This is a genomic window from Halomonas sp. BC2 (genome assembly GCF_002078115.1).
GTDB lineage: Bacteria > Pseudomonadota > Gammaproteobacteria > Pseudomonadales > Halomonadaceae > Vreelandella > Vreelandella stevensii.
Map to the genome: position 1 here is coordinate 140,839 of NZ_LFGT01000005.1, position 8,405 is coordinate 149,243.

Here is an 8,405-nt window from a genome sequence, read left to right on the forward strand (position 1 = left end):
CGGGGAGGACGTCAATAAAATATGCAGCAGGTGGTGGAACAGGGCCAGAATAGCCAGAACAGCGTGAAGGAGATCGAGGCGATCGTTAACGAGATATTGCAGGGAGCGCAAAGCGTATCCCACTCGATCGAGCGACTCGCGCTCGAAGCGAGCTGAGCTACCCCGCCAGCTCAGGCTGGCGGGGCGTGCTACGGTTTAGCGCAGTTTGGTTTTACGCAGGTACGGCAGTACCGCGTCGAATTCACCAAATTTCTGCTGAGCATCTTCATTGGAAACGCTGGGAGGAATGATGACATCCTGCCCTACACTCCAATCCGCAGGCGTGGCCACGCCGTGCTTGGCGGTGGTTTGCAGAGCATCCAGCGCGCGCAGGATCTCGGCAAAATTGCGTCCGACGGTCATCGGGTAGGTCATCGAGAGCTTCAGCTGCTTGTCCGGGCCAATGATGAAAACCGAGCGCACCGTCGCGCTATCGGCAGGCGTGCGGCCATCGGGCAAGTAGGCGTCTTCCGGCAGCATGTCGAACAGCTTGGAGACCTTGAGCCCTTCATCGGCGATGATAGGGAAGCTCACGGCACTGCCGCTGACGGTCTCGATATCGCCCGCCCAGCGCTTGTGATCCTCGACACCGTCCACGGACACCCCGATCACCTTGGTCCCACGCTTTTCCCATTCAGCGCTCAGGGTAGCCACCGCGCCAAATTCGGTGGTGCAGACAGGAGTGAAATCCTTGGGGTGGGAAAACAGAATCGCCCAGCTGTCGCCTATCCATTCATGAAAGCGAATCGGCCCCTGGCTGGTTTCCGCTTCGAAGTCAGGTACAACGGCATTGATGCGTAGTGACATGGTGGCTCCTCAAGTAAGGGTATCCGGTTTTCATACCTTATATGACTTTAGCGCCCTTCACTATAGAACTTTTTGAGCTAAGACAATACAGCCACACTGTCCGCTTTCGCGTTGAAAAACATATATAGCTGACGCACCGTGTCCGGGAAAACGTTATGGGTAATGAACACGAACCGGGAGACCTGATCGCTGACGCTGTGGGCAGGTAACGACGCCGGTGGGTGGAAGATATGCTGCACGCCATGCAGCGCCAGCGGTGTGTCTCGATCTTGCAGATGCACGATGGCTTTCATGCGCAGCATTCTGTCGCCCATCATGGCCATCAGCAGATCCAGCCAGCTCTCCAATGCTTCCGGGCTGATGCGCTCTTGCCATGACCTTCCTGTTCCACGACTTGGCCAATCAGACCGAACTGACTTTCCGCCAGAGCTAATAAATCATCGAAAATCAGCTCGCAGGAGTGGCGAATGTTTTTCTCCTGAAGGAAGACACTCTGCGCACGATTCATGAAATTCAGCAGTTGAACCTGCTTGTACTCGCGCAGCTCGATACGTTTCTTTTCGCTGATGTCACGAATCACGCAGGTCATGCGCAGTGGGCGGCCTGCACTATCATTGGCCACGGTACGTCCATAAGTGTTGACCCATAGCCAATGACCCTCCGCATGACGCAGCCGATACTCCACATTCAAGACGGCGCTTTCATCTGCCAGATGGGCACGTATGGCATTGTTGAGCCGCGCATAGTCGTCACTATGTACCAAGCCTTTCCAGAAAGACGATCGGCTATCCACCTCATCGCGCTCAAGCCCTAGCAGCTCGCACCAACGTTGATTGAAGACATTATGGTCATTGGGAATTTCCCAATCCCAGACGCCGACATCAGCGGCCTCGATCATCAATGAAAAATCTGCGCTGCTGACCTTGGCGCGCTGCTTGTCGATGAGACGGATGTAATCACTGATGAAAAAGCTGAGCGATTCTAAAAACTTGAGGTCTTTGGCGGTCAGCGTATTGGGCCGATCATCGATCAGGCACACGGCGCCGACCTCCCGCCCGCCCGCCACCAATGGCACGCCTGCATAAAAGCGAATATATGGGCTGGAGAGCACGAGGGGGTTATCACAAAAGTCCGGGGGCTGGCTGGCATCCTCGATGACCAGCGGAGCGCGCCGTTCGACGACATGGCGACAGAAGGAATCCTCAAGAGAAGTGAAATCCATGTCCAGCCCCGCCTTGGCGATAAACCACTGCTTCTGGCCAAGCACCGAGATCAATGCAACAGGGAACTCGAAGAAGTCTGCCAACGAAGCGATCAGATGATCCAAGGCATCCGACTCGTTCTCCTGGGTGAGCTTGTATTTGCTGATGTGCTGCCAACGCTGATTTAGCATGCTCGCCTCGAGTGACTGGCCCGCAATACGGTGCCCTCAGAACGGTGCTTCCAGAATAGACTAGCGACCCTGTCGCTTCGTGCCTCTCATCTGGTAAATAGATGTAGGGTACCATCAGTTCCGCTCAAAGCAGCACTTCGCAAATAGAGCGCACCGCGAAGGATAGCCTTGATCACTTGGATGAGATGGTCAAAGGCTCTGAGCAGGCAGCCCAGACGTTGGCACAGGCACAAGAGTTGATCGATGCTCTGCACAAGCAATCACAGAGCATTAACAAGATCACGGAATCGATTGCCAACATTGCCAGCCAAACCAACCTGCTCTCTTTGAACGCGGCCGTAGAAGCCGCCAGAGCTGGGGAACAAGGTCGCGGGTTTGCCGTCGTGGCCAATGAAGTGCGTCAGCTAGCCAAAGGAGCCTCAGAAGCCGTCGAGCAGATCACCCGTGTCTTGAAAGAGAACAGCCAGTTGGTAGAGCGCACGACGCAAGCCATGCAACAGGTGATTCAACAAGGCAAAGCCAGCCAATCCAGCGTCAGCGAAATCGATGCCATCGTCAATAAGATCCTGCAAGACGCCCGCGACGTTGCCTACTCCATCGAGCAACTGGCTGCTGACACGCATATTTAGGCGAACCGATTTTCATGCACAGGGACGTGCACCCTCTCACGTCATCGTTCTTTTATCAGCCCTTAAGCATGCTACTATCTAACCCCGCTTAACGTGGTTAGACCCCTGCCTGAAAGGATGCTTGCTGATGTTTGACGCGCCCGCTGCTGTTGCTACGCCTGAAGCCGTTGAGACCTTTATTGCCCGCTGGAAGGGCACTACCGGCACCGAAAAGGCCAACTACCAGCTGTTTCTTTCAGAGCTATGCGCACTGCTGGCGCTACCCACGCCCGACCCCGCCAGCAAAGATAACAGTGAAAACGCCTACACCTTTGAGCGCCGGGTAGATATTCAAAACCCCGACGGCAGCGAGAACCGCGGTTTTATCGACCTCTACAAGCGCGGCGCGTTTGTCTTGGAAGCCAAGCAAACCGGCAAAGGGCTAGAAACCAAAGGTTGGGATAAAGCCATGCAGGCGGCCTATAACCAAGCCGACCAGTACGTGCGCGCCCTGCCCGCCAACGAAGGCCGCCCGCCGTTTATTGTGGTAACGGATGTGGGCCGCACCCTGGCGCTGTATTCGGAATTTTCGCGCTCTGGCGGCACCTATGTGCCCTTCCCCGACCCGCGCAACTACCGCATCAAGCTGGAAGACCTGCGCCAACCTGAGGTTCAACAACGCCTAAAAGCCCTGTGGGAAGCGCCCGACACCCTAGACCCGAGCCAATATGCCGCTCGCGTTACCCGCGCCGTAAGCGATAAACTCGCCACCCTGGCCAAAGCGCTAGAAGCCGATGGCTATGAAGTGGACCGCGTGGCGCACTTTTTGAAGCGCTGCTTGTTCACCATGTTCAGTGAAGACGTAGAGCTACTGCCCAAAGGCAGCTTTACCGCGTTTTTAGAGCGCATGAAAGAAACCCCAGAGCACTTTACCGATGCCATCGGCTCGCTGTGGGAAAGCATGAACAGCGGCGGTTTTAGCGGCGTACTCACGGCCAAGGTAATGCGCTTTAACGGCGGCCTGTTCAAAGGTATCGACCCCATCCCGCTCACCCCCGCGCAAATCCAACTGCTGATTGATGCCGCTAAAGCCGACTGGCGGTTTGTGGAACCGGCCATTTTCGGCACGCTGCTGGAGCGCGCCCTAGACCCTCGTGAGCGCCACAAGCTAGGTGCCCACTACACGCCCCGCGCCTATGTGGAACGGCTGGTCATGCCCACGCTGATTGAACCGCTACGCCGGGAGTGGGCCACCGCCCAGGTGGTTGCGGAAACCCACAACCAGAAAGGCAAAACCGATAAAGCGCTAGAGAGCCTGCGCGCCTTTCACCACAAGCTCTGCCAAGTACGCGTGCTGGATCCCGCCTGCGGCAGCGCCAACTTCCTGTATGTCGCGCTAGAGCACATGAAGCGCCTGGAAGGCGAGGTGTTAAACCTGATTGCCGACCTCAGCGGCGGGCAAGATTCACTGGACGCCGAAGGGCTAACCGTCTCACCCCAGCAGTTCCTCGGCATGGAAATTAACCCCCGCGCCGCCGCCATCGCCGAAATTGTGCTGTGGATTGGTTACCTGCAGTGGCACTACCGCATTAACGGCAAGCTCGACCTGCCCGAGCCGATCCTTAAAGACTTCCACAACATTGAAAACCGCGATGCGCTAATTGAGTTTGAACGCCGCGAACCGCTGCTGGATGACGCAGGCAAAGAAGTCACCATTTGGGACGGCATCAGCATGAAGAAAAGCCCCGCCACCGGCGAGCTGATCCCCGATGAAACCGCCCGCACCACGGTGTACCGCTACCACAACCCCAAGCGCGCCGAGTGGCCGGAAGCGGATTACATTGTCGGCAACCCGCCGTTTATTGGGGCCTCTACCATGCGCCGCGCCCTCGGCGATGGCTATGTAGACGCCGTGCGCCAGGTATTTAAAGGCACGGTGCCGGAATCTGCCGATTTTGTCATGTACTGGTGGCACATTGCTGCTGACGCGGTGCGCAACGGCCACGCTCAGCAGTTTGGCTTTATTACCACCAATAGCCTGCGCCAAACCTTCAACCGCCGCGTGCTGGAACCACACTTAAACGATGCCAAAAAACCGCTTTCGCTCACCTTTGCGATTCCCGACCACCCCTGGGTAGACGGCAACAACGGCGCCGCTGTGCGCATCGCCATGACCGTAGGCCGTGCCGGCGAAGCACCGGGGCTGTTGCAGCAAGTAACAAGTGAAAGTAGCGAAGAAAACCGCGAAGCCCGCGGCGTATCGCTAAGCCGCCGCGAGGGTAAGGTGTTTGCCGATTTAAGTATTGGGGCAGATGTGGCAAATGCACAGCCATTACAATCTAACAGCGAACTTAGTAACCGAGGCGTATCATTATTCGGTAAAGGGTTCATTGTTTCGCAGGAAGAAGCTAGGCATCTTGGGCTTGGCGCTACTCAAGGCTTAGAGCAACATATTAGGCATTACCGAAATGGCCGAGACCTAACCCAAAGTTCTCGGGATGTAATGGTCATTGACTTCTTCGGGCTAACTGCCGATGAAGCAAAATCACAATACCCAGCGGCTTATCAGTGGTTACTTGAACGGGTTAAGCCTGAGCGGGACAACAATAAGCGTGAGTCACGAAAGCGCAACTGGTGGCTCTTTGGAGAGACCAACCCGAAATTACGTAATCAACTTGCCGACCTTCCCCGCTATATCGCCACTGTCGAAACAGCAAAACACCGCCTGTTTACGTTTTTGGATGCCGATATCTTACCGGACAACAAACTGATTAATATTGCGTTAAAAGATGCTCATAGTTTTGGAATTATATCGAGTCGTGTTCATATTAAATGGTCGCTTGCGACTGGTAGCACTTTGGAAGACCGACCTGTCTATCCGAAAACTCAGTGTTTCGAGACCTTCCCCTTCCCCGATCTTACCGATGAACAGGCGACACAGATCGGACAACTGGCCGAACAGATCGACGCCCACCGCAAGCGCCAGCAGGCCGAGCACCCAACGCTGACGCTCACTGGCATGTACAACGTAATGGAAAAGCTCCGCGCAGGCGAAGAACTCAACGCCAAGGAGCAAACCATTAACCAGCAAGGCTTGGTCAGCACCCTGCTCACCGACCACGATGCCTTAGACCGCGCGGTATTTAACGCCTACGGCTGGGATGACTTGGCAAAAGCACTCGTGGGCTTACCCGGAGCCACCACGCCCCTGCCGGATAAACCCGCCGCTCAAGCAGAAGCTGAAGAAGAGCTGTTGATGCGCCTAGTGGCGCTCAACAAACAGCGCGCTGCGGAAGAAGCGCAAGGCAAGGTGCGCTGGCTACGCCCAGATTACCAAGCGCCGGAAGAAGCCGCCCCCACGCAAAAAGAGCTGCAAAGCACTACGGCTGAGGCCAGCGCCCCAGCCGCCGACAAAACAAAAGCCACCTGGCCCAAAGACCTCGCCACCCAGGTCACGCTGCTGCGGGACATGCTCGCCCAAAGCCCCCACAGCGCGGAAAGCCTGGCCGCCCAGTTCAAACGCAAACCGCTAAAAGGCGTCAACGAGGTACTCTCCGCCCTCGCCGCCCTCGGCCAAGCCCAGCAGGATGACGAACACTGGCGGTTGGTAAGGTGATATGACGATAAACAGCAAGGCTGGCATAGACACTATCGACGCTTGACCACATTTGTAGATTCAGCGATGATTGGTATGTGCGAGTAAGGCCTGGACAACCGCGACAGCGTAAGCATCGTAAGCGTACTGATTTGTGCGCCGGTCCCAGGGGTCGCACCTGCTTTCAAGGCCATTGCTATCGCAGTGGCCTTTTACTTTCTCTGGCACTAGATCTCACCTATGCAGCGACTGGTATACCTTGATGAAAGCGGAGATTTAGGCTGGAAATTTGATGCGCCTTTTGGCAAAGGCGGATCTTCAAAGCATCTAACGATTGCCAGCGCTTTCACTTGTCTGGAAGCCAACAAATACCTTTGCAGGTCTGTGAAGGACGTTAAGAAAAAAGCTAAATGGCCTCCAAAAGAAGAAATGAAGTGGGTCAACATGCCGCATAGCCTTCGCCTATGGTTCTGCGAAAAAGCTGCGGAAATCTGCCAAAAACATCAAGCAATTGAATACAGAGCTATCGTTGTTGCCAAACAAGGCGTACACGAACGTCTTCGGCATGATGACTCCATGCTTTATAATTACTTTATTAAGTCTTTTTTATTGGAGCCTATCTCTCGATACCGGCAGGTTACGTTGATACCTGACCCTCGGGGTATTGCCCCCAATGCAGGCCACCCACTTCATATTTATCTTCAAGGGGCGCTTTATGAACGGCTAGTAGACGGCCACAACCACACCGCTCTAGGCATAAAGCAAGCAGATAGCAAGTCAGAACTTGGCATCCAGTTTGCTGACATGTTGGCTGGCGCGATTCAGTTGCATTATGAAGGAGTCTGTTCCGAATATTTTGAAATTCTCAGGCCATGCTTGAATTGTTCTGAGTTTTTCTTTCCAGCCGCCCGAAAAGCCGAACGCAGCAATAAGCACACCGTTCAACTCTAAAGCAGCGTATAGCCGAACAGCATAAGTAACGACATATCACCTAAAGCTACCCTACAAAAACGCCCCCATCAAGGGGGCGTTCAGCAGTCAGTGCTTACTTACACAACGACTCACGCAAACACCTCAGTCCACTCACCGCGCTTGGCCAGCAGGTTACGCGCCAGTTCCTGGGCACCTTCCAGGCTGTGGCTGGCGGCCCAGCCGCACTGTATTTCGTTGCAGGCAGGCACTTCGGTGGCGGTCAAGACGTCGTTGAGCGTCTGCTCGATGATCGACAGTACGTCGTCGTAATCGTCGTGGTTGATCAACGCGATGTAGAAGCCGGTCTGGCAGCCCATCGGGCTGATATCGACGACTTTATCGGTATGATTGCGCGACAACTCCGCCATCAGGTGCTCCAGGGAGTGCAGCGCGGGCATCTCCATGTGCTCCTTGTTGGGCTGGCAGATACGCAGGTCGTATTTGTGGATACGGTCGCCGTGCTGGCCTTCCTTGATATCGGCCAGACGCACATAGGGGGCTTTCACCTTGGTGTGGTCCAGGTTAAAGCTTTCGACGTTCATCTTTTTTTCGGTCATGTTGGCTCCGTAGTCGCTCTCGTTCGCGGGGCTATTCTACACGTTGTGCACTCATGACACCTTGGGGGCGTCGAAATTCCACGGCTCATCGGTGTAGACACATACGTTGGCGTCTTCGATGTCGCCATCCGGCGACTCGACGTGCTGAGCGAAAAACTCCTGGATCTCTTTACGCTGGCAATGCGCTTCAAACTCCTCACGGCTGGCCCAGATTTCATGAAACACGATGGGGTAGCTGGTGCCTTGGGCAAACGGGTTATCGATCTGGCGAGTCACCGTGTACAGCAGGCAAGCATCTTCACGATGGGCGTTGGGCTCAAGACTTTGCAGCGCCTTGAAGACCGCTTCTTCTTTGCCAGGCTTGGGTTTGAAGCTGGCGGTGCAGTAGATTTTCTTCGACATGATCAAGCATCCTGATGATGGAACAGCGACCA

The 8,405-nt window shown here is 55.2% G+C and carries 7 protein-coding genes and 1 pseudogene; 3 read left to right on the top strand and 5 right to left on the bottom strand.

The window, feature by feature from the left end; genetic code table 11:
- Positions 1 to 195: 195 nt before the first annotated feature.
- The 3 genes from B7L71_RS04165 to B7L71_RS04175 all read right to left on the bottom strand — a co-directional run bounded on the left by B7L71_RS04165 (position 196) and on the right by B7L71_RS04175 (position 2,239).
- Positions 196 to 846, bottom strand: a complete 651-nt coding sequence (locus B7L71_RS04165; protein ID WP_081136178.1) for a peroxiredoxin — start codon at positions 844 to 846, stop codon at positions 196 to 198.
- Positions 847 to 923: 77 nt separating this feature from the next.
- Positions 924 to 1,169: a GTP-binding protein gene (locus B7L71_RS04170; RefSeq protein ID WP_249273173.1), complete on the bottom strand. Its 246-nt coding sequence runs from the start codon at positions 1,167 to 1,169 to the stop codon at positions 924 to 926.
- A complete protein-coding gene (locus B7L71_RS04175) occupies positions 1,169 to 2,239 on the bottom strand; it encodes a PAS domain-containing protein (RefSeq protein WP_081136179.1) in 1,071 nt (356 codons plus the stop codon). The genes B7L71_RS04170 and B7L71_RS04175 overlap by 1 nt, the downstream gene beginning before the upstream one ends.
- A gap of 113 nt (positions 2,240 to 2,352) precedes the next feature.
- On the opposite strand from B7L71_RS04175, the pseudogene B7L71_RS17585 reads away from it, so the two are divergent.
- From B7L71_RS17585 to B7L71_RS04190, 3 genes and pseudogenes are all read left to right on the top strand, one after another.
- A pseudogene (locus B7L71_RS17585) lies at positions 2,353 to 2,868 on the top strand (methyl-accepting chemotaxis protein); the annotation flags it as partial.
- A 127-nt stretch (positions 2,869 to 2,995) separates the two neighbouring features.
- Positions 2,996 to 6,463: a DNA methyltransferase gene (locus B7L71_RS04185; protein ID WP_081136181.1), complete on the top strand. Its 3,468-nt coding sequence runs from the start codon at positions 2,996 to 2,998 to the stop codon at positions 6,461 to 6,463.
- A gap of 219 nt (positions 6,464 to 6,682) precedes the next feature.
- Positions 6,683 to 7,393 (top strand): DUF3800 domain-containing protein, encoded by a 711-nt coding sequence (locus B7L71_RS04190; RefSeq protein WP_139788422.1) that lies wholly within the window; start codon positions 6,683 to 6,685, stop codon positions 7,391 to 7,393.
- A 110-nt stretch (positions 7,394 to 7,503) separates the two neighbouring features.
- On the opposite strand, the gene B7L71_RS04195 is transcribed toward B7L71_RS04190, so the two are convergent.
- Both B7L71_RS04195 and B7L71_RS04200 read right to left on the bottom strand, forming a co-directional pair.
- Positions 7,504 to 7,971: an S-ribosylhomocysteine lyase gene (locus B7L71_RS04195; protein WP_081136182.1), complete on the bottom strand. Its 468-nt coding sequence runs from the start codon at positions 7,969 to 7,971 to the stop codon at positions 7,504 to 7,506.
- A 51-nt stretch (positions 7,972 to 8,022) separates the two neighbouring features.
- Entirely contained in the window at positions 8,023 to 8,373 is a 351-nt protein-coding gene (locus tag B7L71_RS04200) for a putative quinol monooxygenase (protein ID WP_016916271.1), read from the bottom strand.
- Positions 8,374 to 8,405 lie beyond the last annotated feature (32 nt).